The organism is Rhizobium sp. Rhizsp42, assembly GCF_047304155.1.
Taxonomy (GTDB): domain Bacteria; phylum Pseudomonadota; class Alphaproteobacteria; order Rhizobiales; family Rhizobiaceae; genus Rhizobium.
The window spans coordinates 67,064-83,304 of the sequence record NZ_JBGLYS010000005.1; the positions used below are offsets into that span (position 1 = coordinate 67,064).

14 protein-coding genes are annotated in these 16,241 nt (G+C 64.0%); 6 read left to right on the forward strand and 8 right to left on the reverse strand.

Features of this window, described 5'->3' with window-relative positions:
• The 3 genes from ACCD05_RS07555 to ACCD05_RS07565 are packed head-to-tail and all read right to left on the reverse strand — an operon-like array spanning position 1 to position 4,761.
• The gene (locus ACCD05_RS07555; RefSeq protein WP_413391977.1) at positions 1-2,811 is read right to left on the reverse strand and encodes a DUF4159 domain-containing protein; all 2,811 of its coding nucleotides are present in this window, start codon (positions 2,809-2,811) and stop codon (positions 1-3) included.
• A complete protein-coding gene (locus tag ACCD05_RS07560) occupies positions 2,808-3,728 on the reverse strand; it encodes a DUF58 domain-containing protein (protein ID WP_113237315.1) in 921 nt (306 codons plus the stop codon). The genes ACCD05_RS07555 and ACCD05_RS07560 overlap by 4 nt, the downstream gene beginning before the upstream one ends.
• 22 nt (positions 3,729-3,750) lie before the next feature.
• Positions 3,751-4,761 carry an AAA family ATPase gene (locus ACCD05_RS07565; protein WP_413391978.1) on the reverse strand — a complete coding sequence of 337 codons (1,011 nt, stop codon included), beginning with the start codon at positions 4,759-4,761 and terminating at the stop codon, positions 3,751-3,753.
• A 162-nt stretch (positions 4,762-4,923) separates the two neighbouring features.
• Between ACCD05_RS07565 and ACCD05_RS07570 the strand changes: the two genes are divergently transcribed.
• The 3 genes from ACCD05_RS07570 to ACCD05_RS07580 are packed head-to-tail and all read left to right on the forward strand — an operon-like array spanning position 4,924 to position 7,444.
• Positions 4,924-5,547 carry a DUF1285 domain-containing protein gene (locus ACCD05_RS07570; RefSeq protein ID WP_413391980.1) on the forward strand — a complete coding sequence of 208 codons (624 nt, stop codon included), beginning with the start codon at positions 4,924-4,926 and terminating at the stop codon, positions 5,545-5,547.
• Positions 5,544-6,194 carry a CoA pyrophosphatase gene (locus tag ACCD05_RS07575; RefSeq protein WP_112436410.1) on the forward strand — a complete coding sequence of 217 codons (651 nt, stop codon included), beginning with the start codon at positions 5,544-5,546 and terminating at the stop codon, positions 6,192-6,194. Before ACCD05_RS07570 ends, ACCD05_RS07575 begins: the two co-directional genes overlap by 4 nt.
• Entirely contained in the window at positions 6,191-7,444 is a 1,254-nt protein-coding gene (locus tag ACCD05_RS07580) for a CCA tRNA nucleotidyltransferase (RefSeq protein WP_413391981.1), read from the forward strand. Before ACCD05_RS07575 ends, ACCD05_RS07580 begins: the two co-directional genes overlap by 4 nt.
• 18 nt (positions 7,445-7,462) lie before the next feature.
• Here the strand turns inward: ACCD05_RS07580 and ACCD05_RS07585 are convergent, their stop codons facing one another.
• The 3 genes from ACCD05_RS07585 to hemF form a co-directional block, all read right to left on the reverse strand.
• Entirely contained in the window at positions 7,463-7,648 is a 186-nt protein-coding gene (locus tag ACCD05_RS07585) for a DUF1059 domain-containing protein (RefSeq protein ID WP_018897362.1), read from the reverse strand.
• A gap of 153 nt (positions 7,649-7,801) precedes the next feature.
• Positions 7,802-8,062: a hypothetical protein gene (locus ACCD05_RS07590; protein WP_047506127.1), complete on the reverse strand. Its 261-nt coding sequence runs from the start codon at positions 8,060-8,062 to the stop codon at positions 7,802-7,804.
• 102 nt (positions 8,063-8,164) lie between these two features.
• A complete protein-coding gene (gene hemF / locus ACCD05_RS07595; RefSeq protein ID WP_413391983.1) occupies positions 8,165-9,079 on the reverse strand; it encodes an oxygen-dependent coproporphyrinogen oxidase in 915 nt (304 codons plus the stop codon).
• Positions 9,080-9,254: 175 nt separating this feature from the next.
• Between hemF and ACCD05_RS07600 the strand changes: the two genes are divergently transcribed.
• On the forward strand, positions 9,255-9,515 hold the full coding sequence (locus tag ACCD05_RS07600) for a hypothetical protein (protein WP_018897365.1): 261 nt from the start codon (positions 9,255-9,257) through the stop codon (positions 9,513-9,515).
• Between the two features lie 3 nt (positions 9,516-9,518).
• Here ACCD05_RS07600 and ACCD05_RS07605 read toward each other — a convergent pair whose 3' ends face one another.
• Entirely contained in the window at positions 9,519-11,165 is a 1,647-nt protein-coding gene (locus ACCD05_RS07605) for a Na/Pi cotransporter family protein (protein ID WP_413391984.1), read from the reverse strand.
• 195 nt (positions 11,166-11,360) lie between these two features.
• Positions 11,361-11,822, reverse strand: a complete 462-nt coding sequence (locus ACCD05_RS07610; protein ID WP_112941077.1) for a tRNA (cytidine(34)-2'-O)-methyltransferase — start codon at positions 11,820-11,822, stop codon at positions 11,361-11,363.
• Positions 11,823-12,204: 382 nt separating this feature from the next.
• Between ACCD05_RS07610 and ACCD05_RS07615 the strand changes: the two genes are divergently transcribed.
• On the forward strand, positions 12,205-14,073 hold the full coding sequence (locus ACCD05_RS07615) for an ABC transporter ATP-binding protein (protein ID WP_018897368.1): 1,869 nt from the start codon (positions 12,205-12,207) through the stop codon (positions 14,071-14,073).
• Positions 14,074-14,267: 194 nt separating this feature from the next.
• Positions 14,268-16,181, forward strand: coding sequence for a methyl-accepting chemotaxis protein (locus ACCD05_RS07620; RefSeq protein WP_413391986.1), 1,914 nt, complete (start codon positions 14,268-14,270; stop codon positions 16,179-16,181).
• The last annotated feature ends 60 nt before the right edge of the window (positions 16,182-16,241 follow it).

Consider the following 16,241-nt stretch of genomic DNA (forward strand, 5'->3'; position numbering starts at 1 on the left):
TCACTGCCCCAGCCGTTCGAGGAGGGCGGGGATGTGGACCTGGTCGGTCTTGTAGTTGCCTGTGAGCATATACATCATGATGTTGACGCCGCTGCGGTAGGCGTATTCGCGCTGCGCCTCGTCAGGGGGCACCGTCGGCAGCAGCGGGACGCCATTGTCGTCCACGGCCCATGCGCCGGCGAAGTCATTGCCCGTGATCAGGATCGGCGAGACGCCGTCGGCGGTTGCCGCGGATTTGGCGTTGTTGGAGCGGTTGTCCTGGCGCGCCTCGATCCAGAGCGGGCTGCCGGCATAGCGGCCGGGGAAGCTCGACAGAAGATAGAAGGACTTGGTCAGCACGTGGTCGGAGGGGACCGGCTCCAGCGGCGGGATGTCGAGATTGGCGAGAATCTGCTGCAGTCGTTCGCCATTGGCACTGCTGCCGCCGCTGTTGTCGAGCGCGCTGAACTGGTCGCGGGTGTCGAAGAGCACGGTGCCGCCGGCGCGCATATAGGCGTCGATGCGGTTGATCGAGGCGGCAGACGGCATGGGCGCGGTGGCCGAGATCGGCCAGTAGATGATCGGATAGAAGGAGAGCTCGTCCTTCGTCAGGTCGAGGCCGACGGGGGCTGCGGGTTCGAGCGTGGTGCGGAACGTCAGATATTCCGTGAGGCCCTCGAGGCCGCGCTCGGAGATGCGGTCGACCTCGGCCTCGCCGGTAACGACATAGGCGAGGTGGGTGTTGTCGAGCCGCTGGAAGATCTGCTCGTCGCCGGGCTTGCTGTCATCGGCGTGGGACTGGCCGGGCTGCACCAGGAAGGCGGCGCTGACGGCGACCGCGATCATCGCCGCCGTGCGGGCGGCCGGGCGCAGGCGCGAGAAGGCGCCGCTCATGAACATGACGATCAGGCTGTCGGCAAGCAGGAGCAGGAAGGCGATGAGGAAGAGCGAGGGCTTGGCCGACCATGTCTCGCCGCCGATCAGGCCTTCGCGCACCAGCGTCACGCCTGAGGCATCGAGGGGTTTGAGTTCGGCGTTTGCGGGCAGGACGTTCAAGGCGGTGAACCCTTCCTCGGAGCCATAAAGGCCCGGCGGATTTTCGAAGCTGGCCAGAGGGGCGGCCTTGGCGTTGGGGATCAGCGGACGCGCAGCGCCGGTCTCGGTGGTGAGCGCGCCCTTGGCGGTCAGCAGTCGGAAGGGCGGCAGCGCTTCGGCGGTGGTGGCGCCGCCGGATTGCGAGGTGACGCCGCCGGAGCGCGACAATTGCACGAGACGACGCAGCATCTCGACGAAATTGCCCGAGATCGGCAGGTCGGACCATGTGGCCTCGGCGCTGACGTGGAAGAGCACGATGCGGCCTGATGTCATCGGCTTCATCGTCACCAGCGGCGTGCCGTCGGCAAGACTAGCCCAGGTGCGTTCGGCGAGATCCGGTGTCGGCTCCGCCAGCACCTGGCGCTTGACGGTGACGTCGGTCGGGCGCGCCATGCCGGCGAAGGGGCCGAAATTGGGGAACTCTGCCAGCTGCTGCGGCTCGGCCCAGGAGAGCGCGCCGCCGAGCGCGCGTTCGCCCTGGCGCAGCGTCACCGGCACCAGCGGATCATCGGCGGGGGCAGCGGCGAGGCGCGGGCCGGCGAAGCGGATCAGTGTGCCGCCATTGTTGATCCAGCGCTGCAGCGGATCATAGGTTTCCTGCGGCAGCCGGCCGATATCGGCCATGACGATGACCGAGGGGTTCTGCGCCAGGAGATCGGGAATGGAGGTGGCGAGATCGGGCGCGTTCGGCTCGATCAGGTCGGCATAGGGCTGAAGGGCGCGCTGGATGTAATAGAGCGGCGAGAGCAGCGGCTGGAAGCTGTCGCTGGCCTCGCCGGATAGCAACACGACGCGGCGGCGCTTGAAGCCGTCGTCGAGAAGATGGACGGCGCCTGCTGTTGCGTGGTTGTCGATGCTGAGCCGCGCGAAGTCGTTGCGCATCTCGAATGGGGCGGTGATCGAGCCTGAGGCCACGGACTGGCCGGGCTGGAACGAGACGGAGCCCGAGGCGATCGCGCGACCCTGCGCATCCTGGGCGGTCAGCGGCAGGGTGGCGGCCGAGGCGCCGTCGAGGCGGGTCGCGGTGACGGTCATGGCGTCGGCGGCGTTGTTGGCGCCTGTTATTGCCACCGTCTGCGCGGCGTCGCCGGCGATCAGGCGCAGTTGGCCGGGCTGCAGGTCGGAAAGCTGGCGCACCGTGGCGTCGTTGTCGTTGGCGGCGGCACCATCGGTCAGGAAGGCGAGCGTGCCGGGATGCACGCCGTTCAGCGCCGCACGCAGCGCCTCGAAGGCGCGCTGGCGGTCGGGGACGAGCGGCTGCGGCTCGGCGGCGCGCAGTTTTTCGCGGGCGACGGCGGCGGTGCCGGCGACAGCATCGTTGCTCGGATCGGCGGTGAAGGTGATGGAGACGGGCAGGCCGGCACTATCGGCGTCGTCGATCAGCGCTTCGGCGGTCTGCACGCGGCGTTCCCAGTCGGGCGCGGTCGCCCAGCCATTATCGACGAAGAGCACAAGCGGGCCGCCGGAGGCGATCGAGCTGGTGCGCGGGTTGAAGACCGGATCGGCGATGGCGAGGATGACGGCTGCGGCGAGCAACATGCGCAACAGCGTCAGCCACCAGGGGCTCTGCGCCGGCGTTTCCTCGCGCTTCAGCACCGTCGCGAGGATGCGCAGCGGCGGGAAGACTTCCGTCTTCGGGCGCGGCGGGGTCAGGCGCAGCAGCCACCAGATGACGGGAAGCGCCACGAGGGCGCCGAGAATGGCCGGATAGGCAAAGGCGAAGGGAAGCGCGTTCACAGCTGGCCTCCATGCGTTGCCTTTCCGGGCAATCCGGAAAGATGCATGTGGACGGCGACCAGCGCCTCGGAGGCGAGGTGATCGGTGCGATGGCTGATGAAGGTCCAGCCGAGGTGGCGCAGGCTCTGGCCCAAGCCATCGCGGCGGCCGAGATAGGCGCGCGTATAGGCGTCGCGGATATTCTCGGCGCGGCCGGAGGTGAGCTTCGAGCCGGTCTCGGGATCGGTGAACTCGGTGCGGCCGGTATAGGGAAACAGCTCCTCGGCGGGATCGGCCACTTCGATGACATGGCCGCGCAGGCCGCGGCGGGCGAGCGGGCCGATGCGGGCCATCACGGCCTCGGCATCATCGAGGAAATCGCCGATCAGCACGAGATCGCTGGAGCCGCGGATCATGGCGGTATCCGGCAGGCCGCCGGTCAAGGGCGCGTGCATCAAGGCGACGGCCAGGCGTTCGGCGGCGTTGCGGGCGGAGATAGGCTCCATCACGCCGGGGCAGCCGACACGTTCGCCGGAGCGGGCGAGAATTTCGGCGAGCGCCAGCATGATGACGAATGCGCGGCTTTCCTTGGAGACGCTACCGAAGGTCGACTTGTACATCATCGACGGCGACATGTCGGCCCAGAGCCAGATGGTGTGGGCGGCTTCCCATTCGCGGTCGCGGATATAGGTATGGTCGTCGCGGGCCGAGCGGCGCCAGTCGATGCGCGCCAAGCTCTCGCCTTCGCTATAGGGCCGAAACTGCCAAAAATTCTCGCCGATGCCACGCTTGCGGCGGCCATGCCAGCCGGCGATCACGGTGTTGGCGATCCGCTTGGCCTCGACGAGGCAATCCGGCAACAGACTGGCGCGCTGCCTTGCACGTGCAAGGGCATCGCTGCCTGGGGTCGGAGTGACGGTCTGTCCGATCGATGCCACGCGTGAGGCTTCCTTCCTGAGCTTAGCCCTTGGCCTGCTTCACCAGCCCGGCGATCACATCGCGCACCGACATGCCCTCGGCGCGGGCGGCGAAGGTCAGCGCCATGCGGTGCTGCAGCACGGGTTCGGCCAGCGCGTGGACATCGTCGAGCGACGGGGCAAGGCGGCCTTCATAGAGCGCGCGAGCGCGGGCGCAGAGCATCATCGCCTGCCCGGCGCGCGGGCCGGGGCCCCAGGCGACGTTCTTGTCGGTGGCGGCGTTGCCCTGGCCGGGGCGGGCGGAGCGGACGAGCGCCAGGATGCCATCGACCACCTTGTCGCTGACCGGCATCTGACGGATCAGCGTCTGGATCTCGATCAGGCGCTCGGCGCTTAGCACCGCCTGCGGCTTGGTTTCGGCAAGGCCCGTGGTGTCGAGCAGGATCTGCCGTTCGGCGGCGAGTTCGGGATAGTTGACGTCGACCTGCATGAGGAAGCGGTCAAGCTGTGCCTCGGGAAGCGGATAGGTGCCTTCCTGCTCCAGCGGGTTTTGGGTGGCGAGAACGTGGAAGGGCGTCGGCAGGTCGTAGCGTTGGCCGGCGACGGTGATGTGATACTCCTGCATCGCCTGCAGCAGCGCCGACTGGGTGCGCGGCGAGGCGCGGTTGATTTCGTCGGCCATCAGGAGCTGGGCGAAGACGGGACCCTTGACGAAGCGGAAGGAGCGGCGGCCGGTCTCGTCCTGGTCCATCACTTCGGAGCCGAGGATATCGGATGGCATCAGGTCGGGCGTGAACTGGATGCGGTTGGCGCCGAGGCCGAGCACTTCGCCGAGCGTAGTGACCAGCTTGGTCTTGGCGAGGCCGGGGACGCCGACCAGCAGGGCGTGGCCGCCCGAGAGCACAGCAAGCAACGTGTTTTCGACGACGCTTTCCTGGCCGAAGATCACCTTGGAGACCTCGCTCCTCACTGTGGCGATATCGGCAAGCGCTTTTTCTGCTGCGGCGACGATCGCCTTTTCATCGAGGGGGGCTTCGGTCTTCATCATACCCATCAGGCATCTCTCCAGCGGCTGATCTCATTCGTCGCGAATCGTCGGACTTTTACACGTGTGCCTCATACCCGATAGAGTTATGAAGATGTTGCGGGCTGACAAGTTCGTTTCGAATGACTATCTCGTGACATTCCTGCGTTAAGTGCAAACAGAGACGGAACAATGGCAACCGAAGAGATCAAGGCAGCAACCGATGCCGCGGATCTGGCCGCGCTGATTTCGCGCGCCGCGGGCGATGGTGGCGATGCGAAACGCGGTCTTCCGCCCGTCGAGAAATGGAATCCGCCGTTCTGTGGCGATATCGACATGGAGATCCGCGCCGACGGGACGTGGTTCTACATGGGGACGCCGATCGGCCGGGCGCCGCTGGTGCGGCTGTTTTCCACGGTTCTGCGCAAGGATGAGGATGGCAAGACATACCTCGTAACTCCTGTGGAAAAAGTCGGTATCCGGATCGTCGATGCGCCGTTCCTCGCTGTCGAGATGAACGCCTCCGTCAGGGACGGGCAGGCGGTGCTGACCTTTCGCACCAATGTCGGCGATGTCGTCGAGGCTGGCAAGGCGCATCCGATCAGGTTTGTCATCCACGGCGATAACAATGAGTTGAAGCCATACCTGCATGTACGGGGGCGATTGGAAGCGCTGGTGTCGCGGGCTGTCATGTATCAACTGGTTGAGCTGGGCGAGATTGTTGATGTCGATGGCGTCGCTATGTTCTGCCTGCGCTCGGACGGCGAGACCTTTCCCGTCATGCCGGCGGCTGAACTGGATGCGCTGTCGCGATGATAGAGGTTCAGACCAGAGACGGCGCGCTTTATTCCGCAGCCGAATTCAGACGCCGGGCAATGCACCAAATGGGCGGGCCGGTCGACCTGTCGTGGCGCGAGCATGGCGATCATATCCTGAACCCCGAGATCGTCGCCAAGGTGGAGACCTTCAAGCTCCGCGATGCCGCTGTCCTGGTGCCTGTCATCGATGATGGCGACGAGGCGCGGGTGATCTTCACCAAGCGTACCTCGACGCTGCGCGAGCACTCCGGCCAGATCGCCTTTCCCGGCGGCAAGATCGATGGCGCGGACGAGACGCCGGAGCAGGCCGCCGTGCGCGAGGCCGACGAAGAGATCGGGCTGAAGGGGTCGTTCGTCGAGACGGTGGCGCGGCTGCCGGTCTATCTGGCCTCTACGGGGTTTCGCATCACGCCCGTGCTGGCGGTGGTGCAGCCCGGCTTTGATCTCAAGCTTAATCCCGACGAGGTCGACGACGTCTTCGAGGTGCCGCTCTCCTTCCTGATGGCGCCTGGAAACCACATTCGCGACAAGCGTATGATCGACGGGCTCGACCGACATTTCTATCGCATGCCCTATGAAACCAGAATGATCTGGGGCATCACCGCGGGCATTGTCCGCACGCTTTACGAAAGGCTCTACGCATGACCAACCTTGCTCACGAAGCATGGTTCAACGACCCAGCGCTGAAGCGCGTTTTCTCGCTGCTGAATGCCGATGGCGGTGAGGGGCGCGTGGTGGGTGGCGCCGTGCGCAACAGCCTGATGGGGCTCGCGGTCAGCGATATCGACGTGGCGACGACGCTGACGCCCGACGTGGTGATCGAGCGCGCCAACCAGGCCGGCATCAAGGCGGTGCCAACGGGTGTCGAGCATGGGACGGTAACGCTCGTCATCGACCGCAAGCCGTTCGAGGTGACGACGCTGCGCGCCGATGTCGAGACCGACGGGCGGCGGGCGACGGTGGCGTTCAGCACGGACTGGCAGACGGATGCCGAGCGACGCGACCTCACGATCAACGCGCTTTACGTGGGCGAGGACGGCGAGGTGGTCGATCTCGTCGGCGGGCTTGCCGATATCGAGAAGCGCAACATCCGCTTCATCGGCGATGCGGCGACCAGGATCAAGGAAGACTATCTGCGCATCCTGCGCTTCTTCCGCTTCTTTGCCCATTACGGCTCGGGGCGGCCGGATGCGGATGGGTTGCGGGCGGCGGCTGCTGCCCGCTCCAAGCTTTCGACGCTGTCTGCCGAGCGGGTGTGGTCGGAGATGCGCAAGCTGTTGTCGGCGGAAGATCCGGGTCGCGCACTGTTGTGGATGCGTACGGTGGGCGCGCTGACGGAAATTCTGCCGGAGACGGAAAAGTGGGGCATCGACGCCATCCCGGCGCTGATCGCGACCGAGAAGGCGCTCGGCTGGACGCCGGATCCGCTGCTGAGGTTAGCTTCTATCGTGCCGCCCGACGCCAAGCGGCTGGAGGCGATGGCGGCGCGGTTGAAACTTGCCAATGCTGAAGCGGCGGTCTTCAAGGCGTGGGCGAATGCGGCACCTGTTAACGACGAGATGTCGATGGCGGCCTTCGATCGGCTGCTTTATCGCAACGGCGCCGAGGGTATCATCACACGGCTGAAGCTGGCGCTCGCGGTGGCGCGGGGGAAGGCCGAGGGCGACATGGCCGAGATGGCCCGATCTGCGCGGCTGAACAAGCTGCTCGACCACGCCAATGCATGGGTCAAGCCGAGCTTTCCTGTGAATGGCGGGGATGTGATGGCGGCAGGCATTCCATCGGGCCGGCAGGTCGGGGAGACGCTGGCCGCGCTGGAACATCAGTGGGTGGAGGAAAACTTCGCCTCCGACCGGGCGACGTTGCTCGCCCGGCTTTCTGATCGCGTAAAATAAGGCGATCGCGTCAGATGATCAGGCCGCGTTCGCTTCGTTGCGGATACGGGCCTTGATGTTGTCGACCATGTTTTCGCGGATGATGGTTTCGCCATGCGCGGATTTCATGTGGTCGACGGCGCGGCGCACGACTTCTGCGTCGTCGCTTGCGCGTGTGTGCCAGCTGCATCCGGGGACCAGCGTTCCACATTCGAAAAGTCTCATCGTCTCCTCCTGACTTGAGTTCTCAATGACGCTTATGCGTTTTGTGGGAATGCTCCAGGGACGGGAAGGTTCCGGCCGGTTGTCGCACCGGCCGTAGGGATCGCGTGTTTCACGCGATCGTGGATGTGTCCGTTCCCCGGACTGTAGACCCGATTACTCGGGCATCGCCCATGCGCGGTAGCAATCCGTGTGGGCGCTGTTGTTCTGGCCCTTGGTGCGGCGCGACAACTCCTCGGCGGACAGGCCGCCGGCGAGTTGAAGCTTGACCTGTTCCACAAAGCAGGAAAGGGGCAGATCGGAACCGCTCTTGGCTTTCAGCGCTTCGGCCAGCCGGTTGAGCAGCTCAGGCGTGTCGATTGGGCGGGGTGGCTGTTGAGCACCTGCCGTCGCCGGTGTTCCACTCTGTATCGTCATGACAATCCTCCTCCGATTGTTGAACGCGTACATGCATGAAATGGGTATCCGGTCCGCTTATTAAAAGCCTCTCACACGCAGTTTACCGATCTTTCCTCCCAGTTACGGCCAGCGAACGGCGGGGGGTAGCGATGAGAGAATGGACTCGACATTCCCACCCGTTTTCAAGCCGAAGATCGTTCCCCGGTCATATAGCAGATTGAACTCGACATATCGCCCACGGCGAATCAATTGTTCTTCACGATCTTGTTCTGTCCACTGTTTATTGAAGTTGGAGCGAACAATCCGTGGATAAACCATCGCGAAGGCGCGGCCGACATCGCGGGTGAAGGCGAAATCGGCGCTCCAGCCGCCCGCTTCCTCGCTCGAATGCAGCCAGTCGTAGAATATGCCGCCGACACCGCGCGACTCGTTGCGATGCTTGAGGAAGAAGTATTCGTCGCACCACGTCTTGTAGGCGTCGTAATCGGCGACGCCGGCGTGGCTGCGGCAGGCGATCTCCATCGCCTTGTGGAACAGACGCGTGTCGTCGTCTTCCTGGGTGCGACGGCGGTCGAGCACCGGCGTCAGGTCGGCGCCGCCGCCGAACCAGCGGCTCGATGTCACCACCATGCGGGTGTTCATGTGCACGGCGGGGACGTTGGGGTTCACGGGGTGGGCGATCAGCGAGATGCCGGAAGCCCAGAAACGCGGATCGTCCTTGGCGCCGGGCATCTGGGCGCGCAGGTCGGCGCTGAATTCGCCGTAGACGGTGGAGGTGTGGACGCCGACCTTCTCGAAGACGCGGCCTTCCATCATCGACATACGTCCGCCACCGCCGGCGCCGTTCTCTCGCTTCCAATCCTTGGCGACGAAGCGGCCGGGCTGACGATCGGAAAGCGGTCCTGCGAGCTCATCCTCGATCGCTTCGAAAGAGGCGCAGATCTGGTCGCGCAGGCCCTCGAACCAGGTGCGGGCCATCTCCTTCTTGTCCTCGATATCCGCGGGCAGGCCGATCGGAAGTTCGGGTCGTTCCATAGTCGTCGTCTCCGGTACGCGCGCGGGCAAAATTCGAGTCACACCCGCTTCAATCGCCCCTGATAGCAGGTCGTTTGGCATAGCGCCAACAGCCCAACGGTGTTGGTGAGCAGGCTTCAGATTCGACTCGCAATATTCAGGCGTCGATACTACCTTTCCATTAGAGGTAGGTTGTATGACGAAGATCCCAGGACCGCCGTCATTTGACGGCTTGAAACGAAGGATTGCCAAGCACCGGGCCGAGGGTACGCCGCGCAAGAACGACCGGTTCGTGCGGCAGACCTATTGTCTGGCGCTGCTCGATGCGCGCGCCAAGGCCCGCGAGTGGTTCGACGAATATCCCAAGGCCGCCTACTGGACCGAGGTCGAGAGTTGGCGACAGCTCGACGGCGACCAGATCGAGTTCACCATGCGGCGTCTGCCATCGGCTGATTAAGGTCTATTCGGCGGCGTCGCGCAGGCGGCTTTCGATCAGGAGGCCGCTTTCATCCAGGATCGGATGCGCGACCGACACGATGTGGGCATTGATGCGCTTCAGGTCGCGCAGCATGTCGAGATGCAGCGAACTTGTCTGCAGGCTGTCGGCACGACCGTCGCGCAGGCGCTCCAGATGGCGCTCGGAGGATTGCTTCTCCATGCGGCGCACTTCCACCTTCACTTCCATCAGTTGCCGGGCAAGATTGAAATCGCGCGTGACGAAGATCGTCTGGGCGATGCGGAGGTTCTCCAGCGTCAGGTGGAAGAGCTTGCTCAGCTCCTCATAGCCGTCCTCGGAAAATTTCAGGCCAAGCGAGACCTTCTTGGCGACCTGCGGCAGCAGGCCCTTTTCGATGATGTCGCCGATATGCTCGAGATTGATGGCGTAGTCGATGATGACGATGGAGCGGCGTCCGTCCTCTTCGCTGAGGCCGCCGCGGCCGAGCTTGGAGAGGTAGATCTTCACTTCCTGCTGCAGGCTGTCGACGCGCTTTTCGAGGCTCGCGATCTCCGTGAGTTTCGACATGTTGTTGCGTTCGAAGGCGTCGGCCGCGCGTTGCAGCATGCGTTCGATCAGGTCGCCGACGCCAAGCACTTCGCGGGTGGCGCTGGCGAGCGCAACCACTGGTGTCGAGAGTTCCTGCGGATCGAGATAGCGCGGCGCGTTGTCGGCCTGCTCGTCCTCGGGGACGAGCTTCAACATCAGGCGCGACAACAGCCGCGAGAAGGGCCAGGCGAGGGCTGCGAGCAATAGGTTGAAGCCGAGATGGGCGTCGACCGGCAGCTTGGCAGGCGACAGCGGCAGGGTTTCCAGCAGATCGGCGCCGAAGCCGGCGAGCGGCAGCGCGATCAGGCAGCCGATGGCGCGCACGATCAGGTTACCCAGCGTGACGCGTTTGACCGAGGCCGGGCCGGAAAGCGAGGCGATGACGGGCGGGATGGCGCCGCCGAGATTGGCGCCTAGCACTAGCACGATCACAAGGCCAGCAGACAGGATGCCGGTCGAGGCCAGCGACAGGATGAGGACGACGGCGGCGAGGCTGGAAGACGAGATGAAGGCGATGCAGGCCGAAAAGGCGAGCGCAACCGGCCAGGCATTGTCGAGCAGGCCGATGAAGGCCGAGAGTGCCGGCGACTGGCGCATCGGCTCGGTGGCGCTGCTCAAGAGGTGCAGCGACAGCAGCATGAGGCCGATGCCGATCAGCGCCTGACCGCCGCTCTGGCGCGAGGTCGAGCCGCCGCGATAGAGCACGATGCCCGCGAGGATGACCAGCGGCGACAGCCACTCGATGCCCGTCGCGACGATCCAGGCGGTGACGGCGGTGCCGACATTGGCGCCCAGAAGCACGATCTGCGCCATGCGCGGCTTGACCAGCTCACGCTCGACGAAGGAGGCGACCATTAGGGCGGTCGCGGTGGAGCTCTGTAGCGCGATGGTGGCAACGAAGCCGGAGACGAAGGAGCGCAGGCCGCTCTTGGTGCCGGAGGCAAGCCCGGTCCGCAGCCGCGCGCCGAAAGCGCGCGATACGCCATCCTTCACCTGCGACAGGCCGAACAGCAGCAGGGCTACGGCGCCGAACAGGTTGATCATGACGATTGTGGATTCCATGCGGGCTTGTCTTCTTCTATCTCTTGGCGCCATCAATGGCGCGTTTTGCGACTCTCTGGTTGCGGCAAATCATTGAAATATCGGCATATCGTCCGATTTTTTGTTTGCCCGGCTAAAAATTATACGCCTGATCGGCGATTTCACAACGCCGTTCGCGACATTATGCGCCGCTGAACCGGCATTTCCGTGGCAGGGTCAGGACCAGACGGTCTGGCGCATCGCTTCGCCCGTGATCATCGCCGCCGATACCGCGACATTGATCGAGCGCTGGCCCTCGACCATGGGCACCAGGATGCGGGCATCGGCGGTGTCGTGCACATGATCGGGCACGCCGGCGCTTTCGCGGCCGAAGAGCAGGATATCGTCAGAGCGGAAGCGGAAATCGGTGTAGCGGCCGGATGCCTTGGTGGAGGCCAGTACGAGGCGGCGACCGGTCGTTTTGCGCCAGTCCTCGAACTGCTCGAAATTGACATGACGGGTGAGGGCGGCGGCGGCGATGTAATCCATGCCGGCGCGCTTGAGATTGCGGTCGGAGATGTCGAAACCGGCGGGTTCTATGATATCGACGGCAAAGCCGAGGCAGGCGGCGAGCCGCAGGATGGTGCCGGTGTTGCCAGGAATATCGGGCTGGTAGAGTGCTATTCTGAGGTCCGCCATGATCGCCCCGTTTGATCGCTTCTGTCCGGCCTGACCTAGTGCAAGTGCGGTTTTGGTGCAACAGCCTGCTTTTTGGGCGCGAATCTTCGGCTTTCGGCAAGTTTGGGCTGGAAAATCCATCAATTTCGCGTTATCGGTGCACATCTTCAATCGCCAACAAGGGAGCGTCAAGATGAATGCATTGCCGTATGTCAGCCTCCCGTCCGCCAATTCGCGGATCATGGCGACCCGACGCTCCTAAAGCGTCCTTTTCTTTCTGATCTCCCTTTCGTAATCCATTGCGCGGCCATGTTGGCCTCGTCCCTTGAACGTCCACTGCCCATATAAGCCGTTGCGCGTCTGTGCCGGCGAGGGCAGGAACGCTGAAGTTCGGAGCATTTTCATGTTTGGCTGGTTTGAACAGCGTCTCAATCCTTTCCCCTCCGAGGAGCCCGGCGTTCCTCCCAAGGGGCTGTTTGCCTTCTGCTGGCACTATACGAAGCCCGCGGCCCCATGGCTCGCGGCCATGGCCGTGCTGACGATGCTGATCGCGGTCGGCGAAGTCGCGCTGTTCCAGTTCCTCGGCAACATCGTCGACTGGCTGACGCATGCCGATCCGAAGACTTTCCTCGAGACGGAGGGCTACAAGCTCTACTGGATGGGTGCGCTGATCCTGATCGGCCTGCCTCTGGCGGCGGTGGCGGATTCCGTCATCATGCACCAGGTGCTGATCGGCAACTATCCGATGATCGCCCGCTGGCAGATGCACCGTTTCCTGATGCGTCACAGCATGACCTTCTTCGCCAACGAGTTCGCCGGACGCGTGGCCACCAAGGTGATGCAGACCTCGCTTGCCGTGCGCGAGACGGTGATGAAGATCCTCGACGTCTTCGTCTATGTCGTCAGCTACTTCATCTCGATGATCGTGGTCATCGCGGCGGCCGACTGGCGGCTGATGATCCCGATCCTGGCGTGGCTCGGCGTCTATATCGCCATCGTGGCCTACTTCGTACCGCGTCTGCGGAAGATCGCGGCGATGCAGGCGGACGCGCGTTCGCTGATGACCGGCCGCGTCGTCGACAGCTACACCAACATCGCGACGGTGAAGCTGTTCTCGCATGCCGGTCGCGAGGAGACCTATGCCAAGGAGGGCATGGACGGCTTCCTGCAGACCGTGCATCAGCAGATGCGCAAGGTCACGATGTTCCACGCCTCTGTTTACATCAACAACTGCGTGGCGCTGTTCGTGATCTCGGGCCTGTCGATCTGGTTCTGGCTGAACGGCGGCATCTCGGTCGGCGCGATTGCGATTGCCATCGGTCTTGCCATGCGCGTTAACGGCATGTCGCAGTGGATCATGTGGGAAGTCTCGGCGCTGTTCGAGAATATCGGCACGGTCTATGACGGCATGGAGATGATGACGAAAGAGCACGACATCACCGACAAGCCTGGCGCTTCGTCTCTGACGGCCAAGAAGGGCGCGATCCATTACGACCGGATCGGCTTCCACTACGGGAAGGGCAAGGGCATCATCGAGAACCTGTCGCTCGACATCAAGGCGGGTGAGAAGGTGGGTCTGGTCGGTCGCTCCGGCGCAGGCAAGACGACGCTGATGAACCTGTTGTTGCGTTTCTACGACCTCGAAGGCGGCCGCATCACCATCGACGGTCAGGACATCTCGCATGTCTCGCAGGAAAGCCTACGCGAGCTGATCGGCGTCGTTACGCAGGACACGTCGCTGCTGCACCGCTCGATCCGCGACAACATCGCCTATGGCCGTCCGGATGCGACGGATGCGGAGATTATCGAGGCGGCCAAGCGCGCCAATGCCTGGGACTTCGTCGAGGGTCTGGTCGACATGCAGGGGCGCAAGGCGCTTGATGCGCAGGTCGGCGAGCGCGGCGTGAAGCTCTCGGGCGGCCAGCGTCAGCGTATCGCGATCGCCCGCGTGTTCCTCAAGGATGCGCCAATCTTGGTTCTCGACGAGGCGACCTCGGCGCTCGATTCCGAAGTCGAGGCCGCGATCCAGGAGAACCTGTTCGCGCTGATGGAGGGCAAGACGGTCATCGCCATTGCCCACCGTCTGTCGACGCTGACGGAGATGGACCGGCTGGTCGTGCTCGACAAGGGCAAGATCATCGAGGCCGGCTCGCATGTCGAACTGGTGGGTGAGGGCGGCGTCTATGCCGATCTCTGGAACCGCCAGTCGGGCGGCTTCCTTGCCGATCACTCGGACGAGGATGGCGTCCAGAAAGAAGCTGCGGCGGAATGACGCAGACTTTCCCCGCTCCGGCACGCGCTTGGAGCGGGGGAATTTGACTTACATCAAGAATGGCGCGGCGTTTTCGCGGGGTCTCGTTGCGGCGCCGATAAAAGCACGCATTGGTGGTAAGTTTTTGTTTAGCGGAGACTGGCACAAGGGTTTCATAGATTTAAGCGTTCTTTGAAACTTTTCAGGTGCCAGCCATGAGCTCTCTCAAGATCAAGTTTTTCCTGCCGGCTCTCTTTGCCTTCATCGTCATCATCCTCATCGTCCAGGGTGCCGCCGGCATGCGGTCGGTGTGGCAGCTCAACAGCCAGGCCGAAAGCATCAGCCTGCGGATGGACAAGTCGCTGATGATCGCTGAGATGGAGCGACGCATGTCCGACGTCCGCCGCCTCTATCTGGCGGTGTTCGCCGCCGTCAGCGATGAAGAGCAGAAGGCTCTTATTGATCAGATCAAGACGGCCACCGCAGCTCGTGAGGATGCCGTTGCCACGTTCGAAGCCGCGCAATCGGCCGGCCCGCGGCCGCGGTTCGAGCAGCTCAAGGGCATGATGGCGGATTACGACAAGCTCGGCGAGCAGTTCGCCAGCCTGCTTGCCAGCGCGCGCAACAGCGATGCCAAGGCCGTGATCGAGAAGATGACGCCAATGGGCAACCAGGCCGGTGATATCCTGCAGGGCATGATCTCGGACAACCGTGCCGCTGCCGGCAGCGACAAGGCGGCTGCGGCCGAGACGACCGAGGTCGTGACGATCGCAACGATCGCCGGCGTGCTGATTGCCGTGCTGCTTGCGGTCGGTGCCGCGGTGCTCAGCCTCGTTCGTGTCACGCGGCCGATCGGCGCGATCACCCAGTCGATGAACTCGCTGGCCGCGGGCGATAACCATGCCGTCATTCCCTATGCCGGCCGTCGTGACGAAATCGGCGAAATGGCCGCTGCCGTTGCCGTCTTCCGCGAGAATGCGCTGGAGCGCGAACGCCTCGAGCGCGAGACGGAAGCCAACCGCTCGATGAGCGAAAGCGAGCGGATCGCGCGCGAGGAGCAGAAGGCTCGCGAGGCGGCCGAGGTGTCGTTCGCGGTCGATAATCTGGCGCGCGGGCTGAAGAGCCTTTCCGACGGCGACCTGACCTTCCGTATCGAGCAGAGCTTCGCCGGCCAGCTGGACCAGCTGCGCATCAACTTCAACGAATCCGTTCACGGGCTGGAGCGCGTGCTGCGCGTGGTCGGCGAAAACGCCCGCAAGATCGATTCCGGCGCCAACGAGATCCGCGCGGCGGCCGACGATCTGTCGAAGCGCACCGAGCAGCAGGCTGCCTCCGTCGAGGAGACGGCGTCGTCGCTGGAGCAGGTGACGACCGCTGTCCGGGATTCGGCCGCGCGTGCCGGACAGGCGGGCGAGCTGGTCGAGACGACCCGCAGCGGCGCCGAGCGCTCCGGCGCGATCGTTGAGCAGGCGGTGGCGGCGATGGAGGCGATCGAAACCTCGTCGGACGAAATCTCCAACATCATCGGCGTCATCGACGACATTGCCTTCCAGACCAATCTTCTGGCGCTGAATGCCGGTGTCGAGGCAGCACGCGCCGGTGAAGCCGGAAAGGGCTTCGCGGTCGTGGCGCAGGAAGTGCGCGAACTGGCGCAACGCTCTGCCAATGCCGCCAAGGAGATCAAGGCGCTCATCACCAAATCGGGCGATCAGGTACGAGAGGGTGTGGAACTGGTCGGCGAGACCGGCCGGCAGCTGTCCGTCATCGTGTCCGCGGTCCAGGAGATCAACGGCAACGTGTCGGCCATCGTCAGCACCTCGCGCGAACAGTCGACCGGACTCAGCGAAATCAACGTCGCGGTCAACCAGATGGACCAGGGCATCCAGAAGAATGCGGCGATGGTCGAGCAGACGACGGCGGCGACTCACAGCCTGGCGCGGGAAGCCGCGGCGCTGATCGAGCTTCTCGCGCAGTTCAGGTTGAGTGAAAACCAGGTTGCCGCGGTGCGCATCGCTTCGGAGGCGAGCCACCAGGCCGTCCATTCGCCGGCCCGCGCGCTCGGTGCCCGCGTTGCCCGCGCCTATGGCGGCTCACAGGCCGCGGCAGCGGCGAACTGGTCGGAATTCTGAGCGGATACAGATCCGCAAGGCCCACAATTGAAAACGCCCTCCCTGGGATATCGGGAGGGC

Bases quoted from the DNA above. Each gene is read 5' to 3' on its own strand.
- ACCD05_RS07590 (WP_047506127.1), bottom strand. From the start codon at position 8,062: ATGACGATACAGAGTGGAACACCGGCGACGGCAGGTGCTCAACAGCCA.
- ACCD05_RS07575 (WP_112436410.1), top strand. From the start codon at position 5,544: ATGATAGAGGTTCAGACCAGAGACGGCGCGCTTTATTCCGCAGCCGAA.
- ACCD05_RS07605 (WP_413391984.1), bottom strand. From the start codon at position 11,165: ATGGAATCCACAATCGTCATGATCAACCTGTTCGGCGCCGTAGCCCTG.
- ACCD05_RS07600 (WP_018897365.1), top strand. From the start codon at position 9,255: ATGACGAAGATCCCAGGACCGCCGTCATTTGACGGCTTGAAACGAAGG.
- ACCD05_RS07580 (WP_413391981.1), top strand. From the start codon at position 6,191: ATGACCAACCTTGCTCACGAAGCATGGTTCAACGACCCAGCGCTGAAG.
- ACCD05_RS07570 (WP_413391980.1), top strand. From the start codon at position 4,924: ATGGCAACCGAAGAGATCAAGGCAGCAACCGATGCCGCGGATCTGGCC.
- ACCD05_RS07585 (WP_018897362.1), bottom strand. From the start codon at position 7,648: ATGAGACTTTTCGAATGTGGAACGCTGGTCCCCGGATGCAGCTGGCAC.
- ACCD05_RS07610 (WP_112941077.1), bottom strand. From the start codon at position 11,822: ATGGCGGACCTCAGAATAGCACTCTACCAGCCCGATATTCCTGGCAAC.
- ACCD05_RS07615 (WP_018897368.1), top strand. From the start codon at position 12,205: ATGTTTGGCTGGTTTGAACAGCGTCTCAATCCTTTCCCCTCCGAGGAG.
- ACCD05_RS07565 (WP_413391978.1), bottom strand. From the start codon at position 4,761: ATGGGTATGATGAAGACCGAAGCCCCCCTCGATGAAAAGGCGATCGTC.
- hemF (WP_413391983.1), bottom strand. From the start codon at position 9,079: ATGGAACGACCCGAACTTCCGATCGGCCTGCCCGCGGATATCGAGGAC.
- ACCD05_RS07620 (WP_413391986.1), top strand. From the start codon at position 14,268: ATGAGCTCTCTCAAGATCAAGTTTTTCCTGCCGGCTCTCTTTGCCTTC.